Origin of the sequence: Curtobacterium sp. MMLR14_010 (assembly GCF_001865015.1) — a bacterium.
In the GTDB taxonomy this organism is placed as follows: domain Bacteria; phylum Actinomycetota; class Actinomycetes; order Actinomycetales; family Microbacteriaceae; genus Curtobacterium.
Window position 1 is genome coordinate 501,954 of the sequence record NZ_MJGV01000046.1, and the last position, 19,430, is coordinate 521,383.

Sequence of the window (19,430 nt, forward strand, 5' to 3'; positions counted from 1 at the left end):
GTCCGCCGGGCCGAGACTCGGCGCGCGGGCTGCGGCCGGTGCCGAGCGGGACCGTCTGGAGGCCCGGTGGCGGTCCGGCGGTCCGGCACCGGGCCTCCAGGCTGGTGCGTTCGCACCCATCACCGGCGCGATGGAAAGCGGGATCGCGCGTTGCGGGTCGGAAGGAACGACCAGCTACGCGTGAAACGACCTGCTGCGCGCGGAACGACCTGCCACGCGCGGAGCGACCTGCTCCGCGCGGGACCGCCCCCGGGCGCGCGAAACGGGGCCCGCACCGCCCCGGCACGGACCCCGTCTGCTGCGGGCGACTAGCGGCTGGTGGCCAGCACGTCGTTGGACCCTGCAGCAACGCTCACGGGTGCACCCGCGACCGGCGTGGGACGTCCCAGGGAACGGACGGACCACCCCGCCTTGACCCAGTCGGTGACCGGGAGGCAGTTGCGCGCGTCGATGACGACGCGGCGTCCGACGAGGTCCCCGAGGGCGACCGGGTCGGCACTGATGATTTCGTCCCACTCGGTGAGGACGAGGACGATGTCGGCACCCTCGAGCGCCTCGGTCATCGACGCGGTGTAGCTCAGCGTCGGGAACGAGCGCTTGGCCGTCTCCATCGCCTCCGGGTCCCAGAGCGTGACCTGGGCGCCGCGGAGGTGCAGCGCCGCGGCGACGTTGAGCGCCGGCGAGTCGCGGACGTCGTCGGTGAGCGGCTTGAAGGCCGCGCCGATCACGGCCACGCGGCGGTTCAGGACCGATCCCCCGGCGGCGTCGATCGCCATGTCGATGACCCGCTGGCGCTGGCCCATGTTGATCTCGTCGACCTGCTGCATGAGGCCGACGACCTGCCCGGCGCCGATCTCGTTGGCGCGGTACATGAGGGCGCGGATGTCCTTCGGCAGGCAGCCGCCGCCGAAGCCGAGGCCAGCGTTGAGGAACTTCCGGCCGATGCGGGCGTCGTGGCCGAGGGCGTCGGCGAGCGTCGTCACGTCCGCACCGGTGATCGCGCACATCTCGGAGATCGCGTTGATGAACGAGATCTTCGTCGCGAGGAAGGCGTTCGCGCTGACCTTCACGAGCTCGGCGGTGGCGAGGTCCGTCGTGATGACCGGGGTGCCCTCGCTGATCGGTGCGGCGTAGACCTCGCGGATCACGGCGTCGGCAGCCTCGGACGCGCCGCCCCAGACCAGCCGGTCCGGGTGGAGGGTGTCCTCGACGGCCTTGCCCTCGCGGAGGAACTCCGGGTTCCAGATGAGCTCGGCGGTGATGCCGCTCGGGGTGAACTCGCGGACGATGCCGCGGAGTCGTGCCGCCGTGCCGACCGGGACCGTCGACTTGCCGACGATGAGCCCGGGGTGGGTCAGGTTCTCGGCGACGCCGCGAGTGGCGCTCTCGACGTAGGCGAGGTTCGCGGCGTGCGAGCCGGCCTTCTGCGGGGTGCCGACACAGACGAAGTGGACGTCAGCGGCCGCCACGGCCGACGCGATGTCCGAGGTGAAGCGGAGCTTGCCGCTGGCGACGTGCTTCGTGATGAGCTCGGGTAGGCCGGGCTCGAAGAACGGGACCTGACCGGCGGAGAGTGCGGCGAGCTTCGCCGGGTCGACGTCCACGCCGATGGTCTCGAAGCCCATCTCGGCCATGGCGGCCGCGTGGGTGGCACCGAGGTAGCCGGTGCCGATGACGCTGATGACGGGCGCGGGACGGCCGTCCTTCTCGGAGTGCTTCTGAGCGGTCATTGCTTGACCTCCTGCAGGTCGTAGTCGATGTCGGTGCGCGAGATGCCGTCCACGAACGCCTGGAGGCTGTCCGCTCGGGAGTTGAGGCGCCAGTCGTTGGTGACGCGGGCACCGTTCTTCACGGTGGTGACCACCTGGTTGAAGTAGGCGAAGCCGATGACGTCGTCGTTCTCCGGGTCGGCGAGGCCGTCGAAGAGGGACGTCATCCACGTGGCCTTCTGGCCGTCGCCGCCGGACTCGGTGGCGCCGATCTCGGCGAGGAGGATCTTCTTGCCCGGCGCCACCTGGCGGATCTGCGCGAGGGTGGCGTCGAAGGTGCCGGAGAACGACGGGGTGAGCGCGGAGTTGCGGTAGTAGCCGCTCATGCCGGTCCAGTCGACGTAGTCGGCGCCCGGGTAGTAGCTCGCCATGTGCTCGACGGTGTTGCCGGACCCGAGGTTGTCGATCCGGGTCGGAGCCCAGAGCCAGATGACGTCGTCGTTCGCGCCCTCGGCCTGGAAGACGTCGTGCACGTGCTGCCACATCGCCTTGTACGAGCCGACGGCGTTCTGCTGCTTGTCGCCGTCGGACCAGTTGTACCAGTCACCGTTCATCTCATGGTCGAGCCGGATGACCATCGGCATCCCGTTCGCCTTGATGGCGGAGGCGGTGCGCTTCAGGTAGTCGTCGAACTTGCCCTGGATGATGTCCTGGTTCGTGTACCCGGGGACGTAGGAGACGTCGTTGCCGGTGCCGGCGGGCAGCGTCTCCCAGGTCATGACCGGAAGACGACCGGCTGCCCAGGACCGCTGGACTGCGTTGGCGTTGAACTCCTGGTCGAAGCCCTGGAAGTAGCCGGCCATGTTCGTGCCCTTGCCGACCTTGCGGGACACGTCGTCGTACTCGGCCCAGTTGAACGGGGACTGCGTCGTGTACAGGCCGTACCAGCGCGACGTCTGTGCGAGGACCTCGGCCTTGGTGGGCGTCGAGATCGGCGTCACCGGGGTGGGGTCCTTCGTGGGTGCCGGGGTCGGCTGCGTGGACGGGCCACCGGGGCCGCCGCCATCCGAGCCGGAGCCGGAGCCGGAACCGGTGCCGTTGGTGCCGGACCCGTTCGAGCCGACCGCCGTCGCCTCGTGACCCGAGCCGTTCCCGCCGGACCCCGAGCCCGAGCCCGAGCCCGAACCGTTGCCGGAGCCGGAGCCGGAGCCGTTGCCGTTCGACCCGGAGCCGGACCCGCCCTTCGCACCGGCCGCGGACTTCGCGCCGGCGGCCGAGGCCTTCGCCGACCCGAGCTGCGACTGGAGCGACGCGATCTGCGCCTTGAGCTGGGAGACCTGGTCGCCACGCGAGCCGGACTGGGCGTTCGTGGACTTGAGCTGTCCCTCGAGCTTCCAGATCTGCTGCTGCGCGGCGTCGAGCCGGACCTGGAGGGCCTTGGCGTCGACGGTCTTCTCCTGCGCGGTCTTCACGCCGAGCGCGTGGTGGACCGCGGTGGAGACGGGGCTGGACGGCGAGATCCAGACGTTCCAGGTGATGAGGGCCAGTGCGAGCACGATCGCGGTGGTGCCCACGGCCGTGCGCTTGGCGTGCTTGGAGGAGGGTGCCCACCAGGCGCTGGTGGAGCGGAAGAGGTCAGACAATGAGGAACGCCTCCAGGGCGAAGATCGCGAACCCGATGAAGTACGGGATCGACGCGTACGGGTTGTACCGACGACGCGCCTTCACCGGAGCGGTGCGCGCAGCGGCCGTGTGGGCAGCGGGTGCCGCGGCCGCCGCCGCCGCCTCCCGCCGCGTGGCCAGGACGGTCGTCGTGGAGTTGGTGGTGACGTCGAGCTCTCCGGCTCGGCCGTCCGGTGCCGTGAACAGCTCGTCGAACGCGCGGTCCACTGCGGCCTGGTCCGTGGAGTACCCGGCGGGGACCCGGTCGACCGGGCTGACGGGCGTCTGCGTCGCGACGGCCTGGGGCTGCACGGGCTCCTCCTCCATCGGCCCACCGGCGTAGGCACCCGCACGGGTGCCCCAGCCGCTGGCGTGGCCGAGTCGGAAGAACCCGATGAGCCGGATCGGCATGAGGAAGAACGTCGACACGATGATGAACATCGGCAGGCGGAAGAAGTCGCTCGGCTTCTCGGCGAGGTGCCGCATCTGCCGGATCGCCATGCTGAGCACGCTCGAGATGACCATGAGCGCGGCGACGTAGACGAAGCCGGTCGAGAACCCGTACTGGTGCAGGATCCCCTGGTAGAGGTTCTCGCCCTGCCCGGTGAACGCGCGGTAGACCCACCCGGCGATCACGCCGAAGAGCATGAACGGCAGGATGATGTCGGTGATGAAGAACAGCGCCAGCACCGGGGCGTGGCCGAGCATCCAGGGCATCATCCGCAGCGTGTTGTACTGCGAACCGCGGGCCCAGCGGAGCTGCTGCTTGAACAGCTTCTTCACCTGCAGCGGAGCGTCCGTGTAGACCAGCGACGTGTACTGGTAGACGGTCCGGTAGCCCTCCTTGAGCGTCAGGTTCGTCAGCGTGCGGTCGTCGGAGACCTCGAGGAAGACGCCCATGAACTTCTCGTGCATGAAGCGGTCCATGACGCGCATGAGGATGTTCCGGCGGAACGCGATCGTGCGCCCGGGCAGGCAGCCGATCTGTCCGAGGACGCTCTGCGCGGGCATCGAGTACAGCGCGCGGGAGTTCTCCAGCCAGTCCGCCCAGCGGGTGATCCAGGAGCGCTCGGGCTCGAGGATGCGCTGCCGGGTGGTGACGCCGCCGACGGACTCGTCGGCGAACGGCCGGAGCAGTTCCTCGAGCGCGCCGGGCGTCCAGACGGTGTCGGAGTCGACGAGCACCGTGATGTCGCCGTTCGACATCTCGGTGCCGACCTTGACGGCGTTGCGCTTGCCGGGGATCGGGGTGTGGGTCCAGCGGACGAGTGGGGCGAACTCGTCGCAGACCTCCTCGAGGGCCTCGTTGCGGGCGCCGTTGATGACGACGATGATCTCGCCGGGGCGCTGCTCGACCATGCGGCCGATGACGTCCCGGAAGAGGTCGAGTGGCTCGTCCACCACGGGGACGACGACACTCGTCGTCCCGGTGTACGTGCCGGTGAAGGGGCGGTAGCGGGCGGACAGGACGACCTTGAGCAACCAGAGGAGCCAGATCACCGCGGAGTACACGGCGAACAGGTAGAACTCTGGGTGCCCGTCGACCATCTGCCTGATCTGCAGAATGAAGGTGAACATCGATCCCTGCTGCAACGTTCGAGGGGGAGATTCCGCGCCATCGGAGAATCGGGGTCGGTTCGGGTGTCTCCATTGACGCATCCCGGAGTGGACCGCTGCAACGCGTCCCCCGACCGAGGGTGTTTCCGTTCCGTGACGGGGTACGTCGGAGTCCCCCTCGCACTCACCGCAGTGGTCCCCTCCGTTGCTGACAGCACATCGGCGGACCACGTCGACCGCTCGCCTCGCGGCGCACCGCCGGGTCGCCAGCCTGGAGGCTCGGTGTGCGTCCCTGGGAAAGCCCTGGTCACGACTCGGTCACCGGGCGCGTCGTCGGTCCCGCCCACACAGCGGCATCAGGCGGTGCGATGTCAGTCCGACTCGTCGCCGCCGACAGCGTCGCGGTACCCAGCGGGGTACAGATCGGCCCGCTCCGGGGGACGGATCACGACACGAGGAATTAACGTGCGCGGAGCCGACCGCTCGACCCGGAACATGGAGTCCCGGGCGTGTCGCGAGGCGTCAGACGCCGTAGAACTCGCGCTCGAAGACCTGCCGAGCGCGCCGGGTGACGCCGAGGTAGTCCTCCTCGAGCTCGGACGCCGAGCCCGGCGGGTACTCCATCAGCCGCGCGATGCCCTCGAGCTGGATGCGGTCGACGGGCAGCACGTCGGTCGTCTTCCCCGACCAGAGCACGAGGGCACTGCGGGTCCGGGACGCGAACCGCCACGCGGCCGCCAGACGCTCGCCGTCCTCGGGCGCGACGAGGCCCTCGGCGACGGCGCCGTCGAGGGCGTCGAGCGTCGAGGTCGTGCGGAGCGCGGGGACGTGCAGCGCGTGCTGGAGCTGGAGCAGCTGGACGAACCACTCGACGTCGCTGAGGGACCCGCGGCCGAGCTTGAGGTGCCGTGCGGGGTCGGCGCCGCGTGGGAGCCGCTCGGACTCGACCCTGGCCTTGATGCGCCGGACCTCGCGGACCTCGCGCTCGGCGATGGACGCCGGGTAGCGGGTGCGGTCGGCCAGGTGCTCGAAGTCCCGGAGCAGGGCGTCGTCCCCGACGGCACCCCGGGCACGCAGCAACGCCTGGGCCTCCCACGTCAGGGACCAGCGGGCGTAGTAGGCGCCGTACGAGTCGAGCGTGCGGGTGACGGGACCGTTCTTGCCCTCCGGGCGCAGGTCGATGTCGAGGTCGAACGGGTAGAGCGCGTCCTCGGTCAGGCGGTTCAGCTCGCGGACGATCGTCTGCGCCGCTCGCGAGGCGGTCTCCGGCGGCAGGTCGGTGCCGCGGTGGACGTAGAGCACGTCGGCGTCCGAACCGAACCCGAGCTCACGACCGCCGTAGCGCCCCATCGCGATGACGCCGAACTCCAGGCCGGCGGGGGCGTCCCGCCGTGCGAGCTCGAGCGCGCCGGTCAGCGTCGCCTCGGTGATGTCGCTGAGGGCGGGACCGAGCCGGTCGACGTCGATCCGGCCGAGCGTCGCCGCCATGCCGAGCCGCAGGGTCTCGCGGCGTCGCACGGAGCGGATCAACGAGGCCGCCGCGTCGACGTCGTCCCCGTGGCGCGCGGTCGTCGCCCGGACCTCGGAGAGCAGGGCCGCCACGGGTCGGGCCTGCAGCAGCGTCTCGGGTTCGTCGAGCCAGGCCACGGCCTCGGGGAACCGTTCGAGGAGCCCGGACAGGAACGCCGACTCGGACAGCACGGTCGTCAGGCTGTGCGCGGCGCCCGCGGAGTCCCGGAGCATGCGGAGGAACCAGCTCGACTCCCCCAGGCGGTCGCTGAGCCGGCGGAAGGCCAGCAGGGCGCGGTCGGGAGCCGGTCCCTCCGCCATCCACCGGAGCAGGACGGGCAGCAGGTTCCGCTGGATCGCGGCACGACGGCTCGTGCCCTGCGTCAGCGCCCGGATGTGCCCGAGCGCACCGTCCGGGTCGACGAAGCCGATCGCGCCGAGGCGGTCGCTCGCCTGGTCGCTCGTCAGCACGATCTCGCCGTCGGACGCCGCGACCGCCGACAGCAGCGGGCGGTAGAACAGCCGCTCGTGCAGGCCTCGGACCTCGAGCTTCACCGAGCGCCACCGGGTCTCGAGCGCCGCGGCGGACGTCGCCAGGCCGCTCGACCGCGCGAGGACGCGGAGCTCGTCCTGGTCCGACGGCATCAGGTGGGTGCGCTGGAGGTACCGGAGCTGGATGCGGTGCTCGAGCACGCGGAGCAGCGCGTAGTCCGGGCCGAAGCGGGCCGCCTCTGGACGGCCGACGTACCCGGCGGCCGCGAGGGCGTCCATCGCGTCGAGGGTCGAGCGGGCACGGACGCCCTCGTCGTCACGCCCGTGGACGAGCTGCAGCAGCTGCACGGTGAACTCGACGTCGCGCAGGCCGCCGGGGCCGAGCTTGAGCTGGCGGTCGACCTCGGCGTCCGGGATGTTGTCCGTGACCCGCTCGCGCATCCGCTGCACGGACTCCACGAAGCCCGGTCGGCCCGAGGAGTTCCACACGAACGGGGCGACGGCAGCGGCGTAGCGCTCCCCCAGGTCGATCGACCCGGCGATCGGTCGCGCCTTGAGCAGCGCCTGGAACTCCCACCCCTTCGCCCAGCGCTCGTAGTACGCGACGTGCGAGTCGAGCGTCCGGACGAGGGCACCGTCCTTGCCCTCGGGTCGGAGGGCGGCGTCCACCTCCCAGAGCCCGGGTTCGGCGGCGAGGTCCGTGATGACGTGCGTCGCCGCGATCGCGATGCGGGTGGCGATGAGCACCGCGCGGTCCGTGCCGACGCCGGTGCCCGTCTCCGGGTCGAGCGTCGGTTCGGTCACGAAGATGACGTCGACGTCGCTGACGTAGTTGAGCTCGCGTGCGCCCGCCTTGCCCATCGCGATGACGGCGAGCGGGGTGGCGTCGACGTCGGCACGGGGGAAGGGGACCTCGCGCCGGGCGACGTCCACGGCGACGTCGAGCGCGGCACCGGCGAGGTCGGCCAGGCCAGCGGCGACCGCGGGGAAGGCATCGGTCGGCGACGGGTTCAGGACGTCGAACAGCGCGATCTGCGCGAGGTGGCGGCGGTAGCGCACGCGGAGGCGCATGCGCGCGTCCTCGTCCACCGCGCTGTCGACGGCCTGGGTCAGCGACTCCGTGTACGCCTGCTGGGACCACGGTGCCGTGACCGGGTCGAGCAGCAGCGCGAGCTCTGCGGGGCGTCGCTGCAGGAACTCACCGAGCCCGACGGAAGCGCCGAGCAGCCGGACGAGCCGTTCGGTCGCGGCGTCGTCCTCGAGCACCGCGCGGAGTTGGTCCGGGTGGCGCTCCATGAGCCGCTCGAGCCGGCGGAGGGCCCCGTCCGGGTCAGCGGTGACGCCCCAGAGCCCGGGCACGTCGGTCACCGAGACACGCATGGCCGCGCCGAAGCGCTCCTGCAGGTCGGCGAGCCGGTCGAGGCTCTCCGAGAGCTCCGCGAAGCCCACGCGGGCCAGCTCGGAGCGCGACGTCTTCGTCCTGCCGGTCACGGTGCTGCGGGCTAGAGCATGCCGAGGTTGGTGTCCAGCTCGAACGGCGTGACCTGGTCGCGGTAGCGCTTCCACTCCTGCCGCTTGTTCAGCAGCACGAAGTTGAAGACCTGCTCGCCGAGGGTCTCCGCCACGAGCTCGGAGTCCTCCATCAGGGACAGCGCGTGGTCGAGGCTGGCGGGCAGCTGCGCGTAGCCGAGGGCCTTGCGCTCCGAGTCCGTCAGGCTCCAGACGTTGTCCTCGGCCTCGGCGGGGAGCTCGTAGCCCTCCTCGATGCCCTTGAGACCGGCGGCGAGGATGAGCGAGTACGCCAGGTACGGGTTGGCCGCCGAGTCGATGCCGCGGTACTCGATGCGCGAGGACTGGCCCTTGTTCGGCTTGTAGAGCGGCACGCGCACCAGGGCGGAGCGGTTGTTGTGGCCCCACGTGACGAACGAGGGGGCCTCGTCGCCGCCCCAGAGCCGCTTGTACGAGTTCACGAACTGGTTCGTGACCGCCGTGATCTCGGGGGCGTGCCGGAGCAGGCCCGCGATGAAGTGCTTGGCCGTCGGGGAGAGCTGGTACTCGCCGCCGGGCTCGAAGAACGCGTTCTGGTCACCCTCGAACAGCGACACGTGCGTGTGCATGCCCGAGCCGGGCTGCCCGGAGATCGGCTTCGGCATGAACGTCGCGTAGACGCCCTGCTCGATGGCGACCTCCTTCACCACGGTGCGGAAGGTCATGATGTTGTCGGCCATGGTCAGCGCGTCGGCGTACCGCAGGTCGATCTCGTTCTGCCCGGGGCCGGCCTCGTGGTGGCTGAACTCCACCGAGATGCCGAGGTCCTCGAGCATCCGGACGGCACGGCGACGGAAGTCGTGCGCGCTGCCGCCGGGGACGTTGTCGAAGTAGCCGGCCTGGTCGACGGGCTTCGGGCCGCCGTCCTTCCAGTCGCGGTCCTTGAGCAGGTAGAACTCGATCTCAGGGTGCGTGTAGAACGTGAACCCGTGGTCGCTCGCCCGCGCCAGGGTGCGCTTGAGGACGTTGCGCGGGTCGGCGACGGCGGGCTGGCCGTCCGGCGTCGCGATGTCGCAGAACATCCGCGCGGTGGGGTCGATTTCCCCGCGCCACGGCAGGATCTGGAACGTCGAGGGGTCCGGGTGCGCCAGGACGTCGGCCTCGTACGAGCGGCTGAGGCCCTCGATCGCGGAGCCGTCGAACCCGATGCCCTCGGCGAACGCGCCCTCGACCTCGGCCGGGGCGATCGCGACCGACTTCAGCGTGCCGATGACGTCCGTGAACCAGAGTCGGATGAACTTGATGCCCCGCTCCTCGATGGTGCGGAGCACGAAGTCCGTCTGCTTGTCCATGCACGCCCTTTCCGCGTTCCACGGCCGCGCGGCGACCGTGGTCAATAGGCTAGTGCTCATGCCCCGTCTCCGCTTGGCACTCGCCCAGACCAACCCGGTCGTGGGCGACTTCGCCCGGAACGCCGCCGGCGTCGTCGACGCCGTTCGCACCGCACGAGCACGGGGCGCCGACCTGGTGGCCACCGGGGAGATGGCGATCTCCGGCTACCCGATCGAGGACCTCGCCTCGCGCCCGTCGTTCCTGCGCACCGCGCGTGCCGCCGTCGAGCAGCTCGCGCGCACCCTCGACGAGGAGGGCCTCGGGGACGTCGCGGTCGTCGTCGGCCACCCGGACGGTCCGTTCACCCCGCGGCCCGTCGACGTCAGCACGGCCCCGACCGCGATCGCGAAGAACTGTGCGAGCGTCCTGCAGCACGGGCGCGTCGTCGCCACGACCGCCAAGTACCACCTGCCGAACTACTCCGTGTTCGACGAGTACCGGGTGTTCATCCCCGGCGACGAGCTGCTCGTGGCCAGGATCGCCGACGTCGACGTGGCGATCGTCATCTGCGAGGACCTCTGGCGCGACGGCGGCCCCGTCGCCCGGGTGCTCGACGCCGACGCCGGCCTGCTGCTCGTCGTCAACGCCTCGCCGTGGGTGGCCGACAAGGACGAGGTCCGGTTGCCCCTCGTCACCCGACGCGCGACCGAGTCGGACACGGTCGTCGCGTACGTCAACATCGTCGGCGGACAGGACGACCTGGTCTTCGACGGCGACTCCGTCGTGGTCGACGAGACCGGCACGGTGATCGCCAGAGCGCCGCAGTTCCGCGAGCACCTGCTGCTCGTGGACGTCGACCCCGCGGCGGCCACCGAACCGGTCGTCACCGAGCACGTGCAGCGGGTGTCGCTCGACACCCCGAACACGACGCCGGGCGAGCTCGCGGGCCGCCCGCCGCTCCCCCGTGACGTCGCCGAGCTGCCCGACGACCGACAGGCCGTGTGGGACGCCCTCGTCCTCGGCACGCGCGACTACGTCCGGAAGAACGGGTTCCGCTCGGTCGTGCTCGGCCTGTCCGGCGGCATCGACTCCGCCGTGTGCGCCGCGATCGCGGTCGACGCCATCGGCGCCGAGCACGTGTTCGGCGTCTCGATGCCGTCGCGGTGGTCCTCGACGCACTCCCGCTCGGACGCCGACGACGTGGCCGCGCGGCTCGGGCTGCAGTACCGGACGGAGCCGATCGCCGACCTCGTCGCCCCGTTCGACGCGCAGCTCGGCCTGACCGGGCTCGCCGCCGAGAACATCCAGGCGCGGGTGCGGGCACTGATCCTGATGGGCCTGTCGAACCTGGACGGCCACCTCGTCCTGACGACGGGCAACAAGACCGAGCTCGCGGTCGGGTACTCCACGATCTACGGCGACTCGGTGGGCGGCTTCGCCCCGATCAAGGACGTCCCGAAGACGACCGTTTGGGCGCTGGCCCGCTGGCGGAACGCGGTCGCGGCGTCCCGCGGCGAGACCGAGCCGATCCCGGAGAACTCGATCAGCAAGCCGCCGTCCGCCGAGCTCCGCGAGGGGCAGGAGGACCAGGACAGCCTGCCTCCGTACGAGGTCCTCGACGCGATCCTGGAGCAGTACGTCACGCGGGCCCAGGGCGCCGCGGACATCGTCGCGATGGGCTTCGACGCCGCCACCGTCGCCGAGGTCACCCGCCTGGTCGACCGCTCCGAGTGGAAGCGCCGTCAGGGCGCGATCGGTCCGAAGACCTCCGGCATGGCCTTCGGCCGGGACCGCCGGCTCCCGATCACGTACCGTCCGTCGCCGGCGATCGACGGCTGACGCCACCCCGAGACGGACGGGAGGCCCGGTGCCAGCTGGCACCGGGCCTCCAGTCAGTCACCGGGCCGCGTCGGGAACGCGAGCCGTCAGGACTCCTCGTCCCACTTGTCGTTGTTGGCCTGGATCCGCTCGAGGGCGTGCTCCGCTTCCTCGCGCGTCTCGAAGGGCCCGATGCGGTCGCGCTGCGGGGACTGCGGGCCCTGCTCGACCGTGCGGGTCTTGTCGTTGAACCACCACTGGGACTCGATGCGTTCGTCGCTCATGCCGCCACCGTACCCGCGCGGCACCGGCCACGACCCGCGTCGGTGCGCCACTAGAGTGGTGCGCATGCCCCGGGACGAACACGGACACCTGACCGCCGGCCGCATCTCCCCGCAGCGGGCCGTCCCGAAGGACATCGAGCGGCCGGAGTACGTCGGTCGGGTCGAGCCCCACGAACACGGTCTCGGCGACACGTACACCCCGGACGAGGTCGAGCTGATCCGCACGGCGGGGCGCATCGCCTCGCAGGCCATCGACGCCGTCGGTGCAGCGATCCGTCCCGGTGTCACGACCGACGAGCTGGACCGCATCGGGCACGAGTACGTCGTGTCGCACGATGCGTACCCCTCGACGCTCGGCTACCGGGGCTACCCGAAGTCGCTGTGCTCGTCGCTCAACGAGGTGATCTGCCACGGCATCCCCGACGACACCGTGCTGCAGGACGGCGACATCGTGAACATCGACATCACCGCGTACAAGGACGGCATGCACGGCGACACGAACCGCACGTTCGTCGTCGGCACCGCGGCGCCCGAGGTCCAGGACCTCGTCACGCGGACCGAGGAAGCGCTGCGTCGCGGGATCAAGGCCGTCGCGCCGGGTCGTCAGGTGAACGTGATCGGGCGGGCCATCGAGGCCTACGCCAAGCGGTTCGGCTACGGCGTCGTCCGCGACTACACCGGGCACGGGGTCGGTCGGGCCTTCCACTCCGGGCTGATCATCCCCCACCACGACGCCGCCCACTACGACACCGTCATCGAGCCCGGCATGGTGTTCACCATCGAGCCGATGCTCACGCTCGGCGGCATCGAGGCCGACATCTGGGCCGACGACTGGACCGTCAGCACCCGCGACAAGTCCTGGACCGCGCAGTTCGAGCACACGCTCGTCGTCACCGAGCGCGGTGCCGAACTCCTCACCGTCTCCTGACACCCTCCCTACCGAAAGGCTCCACATGACCTCCCTCGCAGTCGGCGTCGACATCGGCGGTACGGGCATCAAGGGCGCGATCGTCGACACGGCGACCGGCGAACTCACCACGGACCGGATCAAGAAGGCCACGCCAGAGGGGGGCAAGCCGCACGACATCGTGGAGGTCGCGAAGTCGATCCTCGACGAGCTCTCCCCCGCGTCGGACGTCCCCGTCGGGGTCTGCTTCCCCGCGATCGTCCGCGACGGCAAGACCATGTCCGCGGCCAACGTGTCGAAGAAGTGGATCGGCTTCGAGGCCGAGGCCCTGTTCGAGAAGGAGCTCGGCCGCTCCATCCACTTCGTCAACGACGCCGACGCCGCCGGGTTCGCCGAGCAGCAGTTCGGCGCCGCGAAGGGTCGCGAGGGCCTGGTCATCGTGACGACGCTCGGCACGGGCATCGGCACGGCGCTCATCAACGACGGCGTGCTCATCGTCAACGCGGAGCTCGGCCACCTGGAGATCGAGGGCGTCGACTACGAGACGAAGGCGTCCTTCGCGGCGAAGGAGCGGGACGAACTCTCCTGGAAGCACTGGGCGAAGCGCCTGCAGAAGTACTACTCGCGGCTCGAGGCCCTGCTCTCCCCGGAGCTCTTCGTCGTCGGCGGCGGGGTGTCGAAGCAGTACGAGGAGTTCCTGCCGCTGCTCGACCTGCAGGCGGACATCATCCCCGCGACGCTCCGCAACAACGCGGGCATCATCGGTGCGGCGACCCTGGCGGCCGCGTCGAAGTAGTCGTGCCACCTGAGCGGTCACGACACCCCGCTGGTCTACCGCCGAGCGGTCACGAATCGTCGTCAGGCGGTCGTTACTCCGACGGTCCGTGGCCACTCGCCGATGTGAGCGCAGTACGGTCGCGTCCCGGTACACCCCCGGCCAACGGGTCGCCGGTGTGAGCGCAGTACGGTCGCGTCCCGCTACAGTTGGGGGTGCGAACGGGTCGGTGAGACGGTCGCGTCACTCCCCCGGGAGTGCCGAGGAACGTCCGGGCTCCACAGAGCAGGGCGGTGGGTAACACCCACCCGGGGCAACCCGCGAGACAGTGCCACAGAGAACAGACCGCCGGTGGCGACACCGGTAAGGGTGAAACGGTGGTGTAAGAGACCACCAGGGGTCCGGGTGACCGGATCCGCTCGGTAAACCTCGCCCGGAGCAAGGTCAGACAGAGGACGCTGAGGCTGCTCGCCGAGTCCTCGGGTAGACCGCTGGAGGCCGACGGCAACGTCGGTCCGAGAGAGATGGCCGTCACCGCTGCAAGGCGGGACAGAACCCGGCGTACGGCCGGCCCGTTCGCGCAGGCCACGTCAGACCAGACAGACGGGAGGCCCGGTGCCAGCTGGCACCGGGCCTCCCGTCTGTCTGTGGTCCGGTCTACAGGCCGGACTCCTTCGTGCGGACCAGGACCGCCTCGCTGTCGGGGCAGAGCACGACGTCGTCCGGAGCGGCACGGCGCACGGCCTGCAGGTCCGCGCCGGTGAGCGTCACGCCCGAAGCCGTCGACACGCCACCCTGCAGCAGCGACGCCCCGAAGCCGTAGCGTGCGCGCTGACGTTCGTACAGCGCGAGCAGGTCCTCGGGGACCTTCGCGGCGATGTCCGCGCGGCTCTGGGTGGCGGCGGCGCGGTCGTTCTCGAGCCGCTGGATCTCGGTGTCCCGCTCGGCGACGAGTCCGGCGCGGGCGGCCTCGACGTCAGCCAGGCGGGCCTCGACGTCACCGACGCGGGCGCGGTACACGTCGAGGCGCTCCATGACCTCCAACTCGGAGGTCTCGAGGTCGCCGATGCGACGCTGCAGCGACTCGAGCTCGTTCTGCAGGCCCGCGGAGTCCTTCGCGTTGGCGTGCTGGAGCATCGTGGTGTCGCGCTCGACCCGGGCCTGCGCGGTCGCGGTGTCGGACTCGAGCCGCGCGAGGTCGCGCTCGGAGTCCTCGACGTCGCCGGTGGCCGCGGCGAGCTCACTGCGCAGCGACGAGGCCGTCTTGCCGAGTTCGGTCAGCCGGTCGCCCTTCTGCAGGGAGCTGATGCGGTGCGCGATCCGGGTGATGTCGTTGTCGAGTCGTTGGACGTCGAGGAGGATGACCTGGTCCTCGGGTGCTGCCTTCATGGTCAGGCTCCTTCGTTGTGGTGCTCGGTGGTGGGGGCTGACGGCAGGACCGCGAAGTCCCACGGGTCGGTGCGCAGGTCGCTCACGGTGACGCGGACGCCGGCGGCCTGGCGGAGCTGTTCGGCGGCGACGTCGAGCCAGAGCCACTCGGTGGCCCAGTGCGAGGTGTCGATGAGGGCCGGGCCGTCGACGAGCATCGCCTGCTCGCGGAACTCGGACGCCGGGTGGTGGCGCAGGTCGCTCGTGACGTACACGTCGGCGTCGAGGACGGCGGCGTTGCCGAGCAGGGAGTCCCCGGCGCCGGCGCAGAGCGCGACCGTGCGGACGGGCTGGTCGTAGGCGCCGGACACCCGGACGCCGGAGGCCGTGGCGGGGAGGACGTCGACGATGCGACGGGCGAGAACGCCGAGCGACACGGGCTCGGCGAGCACCCCGACGCGACCGATCCCGGTGCCGTCGGCGTCGCCCGGCTCGAGCGGACGCAGGTCGGTGAGCCCGAGCCGCTCCGCCAGGACCGCCGAAGTGCCGGTCGTCACGACGTCGGCGTTCGTGTGGGCGGCGACGAGCGCGCATCCACCGCGGATCAGCGTGGCGAGGACGGAGCCCTTGTAGGTGGACTCGGCGACCGTCGTCACGCCGCGCAGCAGCAGCGGGTGGTGCGTCAGGAGCAGGTCGGCACCGAGATCGACGGCCTCCCGCGCGGTGTCCGGGACGGCGTCCACGGCGAGGTGCACGTGCTCGACCACCGCGTCCGGGTCACCGGACACGAGCCCGACGGAATCCCACGACTCGGTGCCGGAAGCGGGCCACAGGGTCTCGATCACGGCCTGGAGATCGCGGAGCGTCGGCATCCCGTCAGTCTACCGAGCGGACCGGAGCGACCGGGCCTCGAGCGTCGACGAGGTCGGTCACGCGGTCAGCGACGGCCGACGGCGCGGAGGACCGCAGCGACGACGCGTGCCCACCAGCCGGGTCGGGCCGGCGCATCGGTCGCGGTGTCGGCAGCGGTCGGCGCCGAGTCCAGGGCCGCCGCGTGCTCCTCGGGGAAGACGACGGGCGTGTTGGCCGTGTCCGCAGTGGCGTCCGACTCCGCGCGGTGCGCCCGCAGGACCGCCGCGAAGGCGTCGCGGTCGATGACGGTCGGCCCGGTGGCGGGCGAGACGAGCGGGGTGGGTCGCGTGTTCGCGGACACCGGGGTGACGGCCAGGAGGCTCGGCACGAGTCGCGCGGGCTCGTCGCGGTCGGCGTCGGCGTCGTCCAGGGCCGCGGTGCCGGTCGCAGCGACCGGTGCGGCCACGGGCAGCACGAGTGCCGGTGCGGAGCGGGGCACGGGGGTGGGTGCGGGAGCGACGACGGTCACGGCGCCGGTGGTGGCGGCACGCCGGGCTGCGGCGCGGTCACGGCGGTCGGCCTCGTCGGCGGCGTCGGCGAGGAGGTCCTCGAACACGGACCGGGCGTAGGCGCGGGCGGCGTCGACCTCGGGGTCGGTCAGGTCGGCGACGGCGGCTTCCCACGCGTGCAGGCGGGCGAGGTCCTCGTCGCGGCGACGGACCTCGTCCTCGAGGACGACGATGCGCTCGAGCGTTGCTCGGCCGCTCTGCGCGGAGACCTCGACGGCGAGCTCCTCGAGGCGGAGGGCCAGGCGCTCGGGCGGCTCGGGGAACGACGGGGCGCACAGCGAGCGGTGGCGGCCGTGGTCGCGGGGGCGTCGGAACGCCGCGTCGTCAGCAGGAGCGGACGCATCGTCAGCAGGAGCGGACGCGTCGTCAGCAGGAGCGGACGCGGGTGCCTCGTCCGGCGCGGCGGTCGCGGTGGTCTCGGGAGCGACGGCCGGCGCGTCGACCAGGAGGTCCGGACGCTGCACGGGACCGGTCACGGGCGGGACCACCAGGTCGGCCAGGTACGGGGTGCGGGTGGCCGGGGCGTCCCTGAGCCACTCCTCGACCTCGCGACCGAAGGGGTCCACGAGCGGGGTGCGTGTCCCGGACTGCGTCTCCATGGAGGAAGTATGAAACATCGTGAGCGTCACTCCGCGGCACATCGGCGGTGTGTCGCGGGATCGGCTGGCATGTCAGGCCCGAGGAGGACCGGGCGCGGGAGCCGGAGCGGCCTCGCGGCTCCCGAGGCGTCAGAGACGGTCGGCGAAGGCCCCGAGGAGCGCGCGACCGGCCTGCCAGTCCCCCACCCCGCTGGCGATGTTCACGTGCCCGTGCGCGCCGATGCGTTCGACGTCCGACCCGAGGACGGCGGCCATGCCCTCGGCCCGTTCGCGGGTGCAGTAGGGGTCGTCGTCGCTCACGACGAGCAGCGTCGGGGTCGCCACCGCTCGCGTCGGGAACGCGAAGCCCCTGGCCGCGTGCGGGAAGCCCGGCGCGTCGGGGTCGGGCGGCGCGACGAGGAACGCGCCGGCGATCCGGCCGTCGTCGTGGTCGGCGAGCCACTCGGCCACGGCGAGGACTCCGAGGCTGTGGGCGACGAGGACCGGCGGCCCGTCGACGGCTGCGACCGCGGCGTCGAGCGCGGCGGACCAGTCGCCCGGGTCGGGCTCCGACCACGACGTGGGGGCGATGCGCACGGCGTCCTCGCGCCGGTCGGCCTGCCAGACGGACTGCCAGTGCTCGGCGTCGGAGTTCCAGATCCCGGGCACGATCACCCACGGTCGCGGTCTGCTCACGCCACGAGCGTAGGGGACGCCGTGGCCGCGGTGGTCAGGCCTGCAGCGTGTCCCGCGGGTACTCACCGAAGCGGGTGGCGTACGCGGCGGAGAAGCGGCCGAGGTGGGCGAACCCCCAGCGCACGGCGACCGCGGCGACGGTCAGCTCGCCGGGCGCACCACGACGGAGCTCCTCGCGGATGCGGTCCAGGCGGATCCCGCGCAGCATCGAGTTCGGCGCGGTCCCGACCTGGCGCTGGAAGGCCTGCTGCAGCCCGCGGACACTGAGCCCGACGTGGTCCGCCACGTCGGTCGTGGAGATCGGGGTGTGGGCGAACGCGTGCATGTACTCGACGGCCTCGCGGACACGGCCGGTGGCCCCCTGCGGCAGCGGGACCTGGGGCGCGAGCAACCGGTGCGGGAAGGTCTTCAGCAGCGCGAGCGCCGTGGCCCGGGCGATCTCGGCGAGCCCGATGACGGAGACCGGTGGGGAACCCAGCACGACGCCGGCTGCCCGCTGCACCTGCTGGTTCCAGACGCGCAGGTCCTCCGGTCGCGGTGCCGCCGTGTGGTCGAACACGAGCGGCCCGGGCTGGACGCCGTGGAGCTCGGCGGCCATCTCCTCGAGGTGCGTCCGCTCGAACTGCACCAGGCTCTGCCGGACGTCGGCGAGCTCGAAGACGAAGGGACGACCGGTCGGGAACATCATCGGCGACCCGGGCCGGAGCTGGGCCTCGTCGCGACCGATGTCGATGCGTCCACCGCCGTCGGCCGTCCACATGACCGCGTACTCGTCCTGCAGCTCGACCTCACCACGGACGCGCGCGTCGAAGCGGGTCGAGCGGAACGAGATCTGGTCGTTGCCGACACCGCGGAACCGGTAGGCGAAGGGACGATCGGTGCGTGCGGCCGCGAAGCCGGCACCCTCGTAGGCGTCCTCGTACATCCGCAGGGCGTCCTCGAGGACGGTCCCCGAGGTCTCGAAGCTGCTCCTGGGATCAGACTGGTCGTTCATCGCGGTGATCGTGACACGGCGGATGCCAGGTGTCTCAATCGTTCACACGAGTTTGCGGGTTCCGGCCGACCCGATGCGCTTACCGGATCAGGCGACGGACCGTCCAGGTGTTCGTCTCGCCCTCACGCGCGTAGCGCAGCTCGTCGACGACCATGCCGACCAGGGCGAGACCGCGACCGCTCTCGGCGGACGCATCTGGGAGCTCGGCAACCGAGGGGTCGACGGAGGCAGGCAGACCGTCATCGGTGAGCCGAGCCTCCAGGCCGCCGTCGCGGACCGCGAGGGCGAGGGAGCAGGCGACGCGCGCGTCGGCGCCGGCGTGTTCGACGACGTTGGAGGCGAGTTCGACGAGGGCGAGCTCGAAGGCCATGCGGTCCTCGGGCCCGACGGAGGGCTCGGTGCCCCAGACTCGGGCGAGGAACTCGTGGACGGCGGTGACGTCGTCCGGCGGCGACGCGAAGTCGAGGCGGTGCTCGGCCACGGCGGTCCCGCTCACGCCCAGTTGGCGACCGCGGCGTCCCCGTCGGGGTACGTCCGCAGGATCTTGTCGATGTTCGACAGCGTGAGGACCATCGTCACCTGTTCGGACGGGGCCGCGATGCGCAGGTCCCCGCCGGCCTGCCGCGCGGTCTTCAGGCAGCCCACCAGCGCGCCCAGTCCGGAGGAGTCCATGAACTCCACCCCGGACAGCTCGACGACCACCCGGTGGTGTCCGCCGTCGACGACCGTGGCGACGGTCTCGCGGAACGCCGGTGCCGACACCATGTTGAGTCGGCCCGTGCACTCCAGGACGGCGGTGTCCGTGCCTGTCTCGTGTACGACGATGTCCATGCGGATGCC

16 protein-coding genes and 1 other RNA gene are annotated in these 19,430 nt (G+C 71.4%); 4 read left to right on the top strand and 13 right to left on the bottom strand.

All coding sequences use genetic code 11. The features are described from left to right. Window positions 1-308: 308 nt before the first annotated feature. From BIU98_RS10920 to glnA, 5 genes are all read right to left on the bottom strand, one after another. Window positions 309-1,730 carry a UDP-glucose/GDP-mannose dehydrogenase family protein gene (locus BIU98_RS10920; protein ID WP_071275785.1) on the bottom strand — a complete coding sequence of 474 codons (1,422 nt, stop codon included), beginning with the start codon at window positions 1,728-1,730 and terminating at the stop codon, window positions 309-311. Further along, window positions 1,727-3,352 (bottom strand): glycosyl hydrolase, encoded by a 1,626-nt coding sequence (locus BIU98_RS19435; RefSeq protein WP_071275787.1) that lies wholly within the window; start codon window positions 3,350-3,352, stop codon window positions 1,727-1,729. The genes BIU98_RS10920 and BIU98_RS19435 overlap by 4 nt, the downstream gene beginning before the upstream one ends. After that, window positions 3,345-4,949, bottom strand: coding sequence for a glycosyltransferase family 2 protein (locus tag BIU98_RS10930; RefSeq protein ID WP_071275789.1), 1,605 nt, complete (start codon window positions 4,947-4,949; stop codon window positions 3,345-3,347). The genes BIU98_RS19435 and BIU98_RS10930 overlap by 8 nt, the downstream gene beginning before the upstream one ends. Window positions 4,950-5,450: 501 nt before the next feature. After that, the gene (locus BIU98_RS10935) at window positions 5,451-8,420 is read right to left on the bottom strand and encodes a bifunctional [glutamine synthetase] adenylyltransferase/[glutamine synthetase]-adenylyl-L-tyrosine phosphorylase (RefSeq protein WP_071275791.1); all 2,970 of its coding nucleotides are present in this window, start codon (window positions 8,418-8,420) and stop codon (window positions 5,451-5,453) included. An 11-nt stretch (window positions 8,421-8,431) separates the two neighbouring features. Further along, window positions 8,432-9,769, bottom strand: a complete 1,338-nt coding sequence (glnA, locus tag BIU98_RS10940) for a type I glutamate--ammonia ligase (protein ID WP_071275793.1) — start codon at window positions 9,767-9,769, stop codon at window positions 8,432-8,434. A gap of 58 nt (window positions 9,770-9,827) precedes the next feature. On the opposite strand from glnA, the gene BIU98_RS10945 reads away from it, so the two are divergent. Then, window positions 9,828-11,588, top strand: coding sequence for an NAD+ synthase (locus BIU98_RS10945; protein WP_071276473.1), 1,761 nt, complete (start codon window positions 9,828-9,830; stop codon window positions 11,586-11,588). Between the two features lie 86 nt (window positions 11,589-11,674). Here BIU98_RS10945 and BIU98_RS10950 read toward each other — a convergent pair whose 3' ends face one another. Then, window positions 11,675-11,851 carry an SPOR domain-containing protein gene (locus BIU98_RS10950; RefSeq protein WP_139200668.1) on the bottom strand — a complete coding sequence of 59 codons (177 nt, stop codon included), beginning with the start codon at window positions 11,849-11,851 and terminating at the stop codon, window positions 11,675-11,677. Between the two features lie 64 nt (window positions 11,852-11,915). On the opposite strand from BIU98_RS10950, the gene map reads away from it, so the two are divergent. The 3 genes from map to rnpB all read left to right on the top strand — a co-directional run bounded on the left by map (window position 11,916) and on the right by rnpB (window position 14,112). Further along, window positions 11,916-12,779 (top strand): type I methionyl aminopeptidase, encoded by an 864-nt coding sequence (gene map / locus BIU98_RS10955; protein ID WP_071275797.1) that lies wholly within the window; start codon window positions 11,916-11,918, stop codon window positions 12,777-12,779. Window positions 12,780-12,804: 25 nt separating this feature from the next. Beyond that, complete coding sequence (gene ppgK, locus BIU98_RS10960) at window positions 12,805-13,554, top strand: polyphosphate--glucose phosphotransferase (RefSeq protein WP_071275799.1); 750 nt, start codon at window positions 12,805-12,807, stop codon at window positions 13,552-13,554. 201 nt (window positions 13,555-13,755) lie between these two features. Then, an RNA gene (gene rnpB / locus BIU98_RS10965) (RNase P RNA component class A) lies at window positions 13,756-14,112 on the top strand. 78 nt (window positions 14,113-14,190) lie between these two features. On the opposite strand, the gene BIU98_RS10970 is transcribed toward rnpB, so the two are convergent. From BIU98_RS10970 to BIU98_RS11000, 7 genes are all read right to left on the bottom strand, one after another. Next, window positions 14,191-14,922 carry a zinc ribbon domain-containing protein gene (locus BIU98_RS10970; RefSeq protein ID WP_071275801.1) on the bottom strand — a complete coding sequence of 244 codons (732 nt, stop codon included), beginning with the start codon at window positions 14,920-14,922 and terminating at the stop codon, window positions 14,191-14,193. 2 nt (window positions 14,923-14,924) lie between these two features. Then, entirely contained in the window at window positions 14,925-15,773 is an 849-nt protein-coding gene (locus tag BIU98_RS10975; RefSeq protein WP_071275803.1) for a Nif3-like dinuclear metal center hexameric protein, read from the bottom strand. Between the two features lie 65 nt (window positions 15,774-15,838). Then, on the bottom strand, window positions 15,839-16,921 hold the full coding sequence (locus BIU98_RS10980; RefSeq protein ID WP_071275805.1) for a hypothetical protein: 1,083 nt from the start codon (window positions 16,919-16,921) through the stop codon (window positions 15,839-15,841). 129 nt (window positions 16,922-17,050) lie between these two features. Further along, window positions 17,051-17,596 carry an alpha/beta hydrolase gene (locus BIU98_RS10985; RefSeq protein ID WP_071275807.1) on the bottom strand — a complete coding sequence of 182 codons (546 nt, stop codon included), beginning with the start codon at window positions 17,594-17,596 and terminating at the stop codon, window positions 17,051-17,053. A gap of 34 nt (window positions 17,597-17,630) precedes the next feature. Next, window positions 17,631-18,590, bottom strand: a complete 960-nt coding sequence (locus BIU98_RS10990) for an AraC family transcriptional regulator (RefSeq protein WP_071275809.1) — start codon at window positions 18,588-18,590, stop codon at window positions 17,631-17,633. Between the two features lie 79 nt (window positions 18,591-18,669). After that, the gene (locus BIU98_RS10995) at window positions 18,670-19,086 is read right to left on the bottom strand and encodes an ATP-binding protein (protein ID WP_254787858.1); all 417 of its coding nucleotides are present in this window, start codon (window positions 19,084-19,086) and stop codon (window positions 18,670-18,672) included. Further along, on the bottom strand, window positions 19,083-19,421 hold the full coding sequence (locus BIU98_RS11000; protein ID WP_071275811.1) for an STAS domain-containing protein: 339 nt from the start codon (window positions 19,419-19,421) through the stop codon (window positions 19,083-19,085). The genes BIU98_RS10995 and BIU98_RS11000 overlap by 4 nt, the downstream gene beginning before the upstream one ends. Window positions 19,422-19,430 lie beyond the last annotated feature (9 nt).

What these genes read in the sequence shown, in the direction of transcription:
- BIU98_RS10920 (WP_071275785.1), bottom strand. Translation starts at nt 1,730, where the DNA reads ATGACCGCTCAGAAGCACTCCGAGAAGGACGGCCGTCCCGCGCCCGTC.
- BIU98_RS10980 (WP_071275805.1), bottom strand. Translation starts at nt 16,921, where the DNA reads ATGGAGACGCAGTCCGGGACACGCACCCCGCTCGTGGACCCCTTCGGT.
- BIU98_RS10990 (WP_071275809.1), bottom strand. Translation starts at nt 18,590, where the DNA reads ATGAACGACCAGTCTGATCCCAGGAGCAGCTTCGAGACCTCGGGGACC.
- ppgK (WP_071275799.1), top strand. Translation starts at nt 12,805, where the DNA reads ATGACCTCCCTCGCAGTCGGCGTCGACATCGGCGGTACGGGCATCAAG.
- map (WP_071275797.1), top strand. Translation starts at nt 11,916, where the DNA reads ATGCCCCGGGACGAACACGGACACCTGACCGCCGGCCGCATCTCCCCG.
- BIU98_RS10975 (WP_071275803.1), bottom strand. Translation starts at nt 15,773, where the DNA reads ATGCCGACGCTCCGCGATCTCCAGGCCGTGATCGAGACCCTGTGGCCC.
- BIU98_RS10970 (WP_071275801.1), bottom strand. Translation starts at nt 14,922, where the DNA reads ATGAAGGCAGCACCCGAGGACCAGGTCATCCTCCTCGACGTCCAACGA.
- BIU98_RS10950 (WP_139200668.1), bottom strand. Translation starts at nt 11,851, where the DNA reads ATGAGCGACGAACGCATCGAGTCCCAGTGGTGGTTCAACGACAAGACC.
- glnA (WP_071275793.1), bottom strand. Translation starts at nt 9,769, where the DNA reads ATGGACAAGCAGACGGACTTCGTGCTCCGCACCATCGAGGAGCGGGGC.
- BIU98_RS11000 (WP_071275811.1), bottom strand. Translation starts at nt 19,421, where the DNA reads ATGGACATCGTCGTACACGAGACAGGCACGGACACCGCCGTCCTGGAG.
- BIU98_RS10930 (WP_071275789.1), bottom strand. Translation starts at nt 4,949, where the DNA reads ATGTTCACCTTCATTCTGCAGATCAGGCAGATGGTCGACGGGCACCCA.
- BIU98_RS10945 (WP_071276473.1), top strand. Translation starts at nt 9,828, where the DNA reads ATGCCCCGTCTCCGCTTGGCACTCGCCCAGACCAACCCGGTCGTGGGC.